Here is a 306-nt window from a genome sequence, read left to right as displayed (position 1 = left end):
GGCGTAGTCGAAGGACAACAGGTTGAAATTCCTGTACCACCGTAAGCCGTTATGAGCAATGGGGGGACGCAGGAGGGCAAGAACGCGAGCGGATGGAAGTGCTCGTCCAAGCAGTAAGAGGGGTGTGCAGGCAAATCCGCACACTGTAACCTCAAGCTGTGATGGGGAGGGAAAATCATAGTACCGAAGGTTCCGTGCTCACGCTGCCAAGAAAAGCCTCTAGCCAGGTGATGGTGCCCGTACCGCAAACCGACACAGGTAGGCGAGAAGAGAATTCTAAGGCGCGCGGAAGAACTCTCGTTAAGG

At 55.2% G+C, this 306-nt stretch carries 1 rRNA gene; it reads left to right on the top strand.

The annotated features are described in order from the left end of the window. Nucleotides 1–306, top strand: a 23S ribosomal RNA gene (locus E6C55_RS33405); the annotation flags it as partial.

It is taken from the genome of Cohnella fermenti (genome assembly GCF_004801405.1).
Classification (GTDB): domain Bacteria; phylum Bacillota; class Bacilli; order Paenibacillales; family Paenibacillaceae; genus Cohnella; species Cohnella fermenti.
This window is presented reverse-complemented; position numbering and strand designations above follow the sequence as displayed.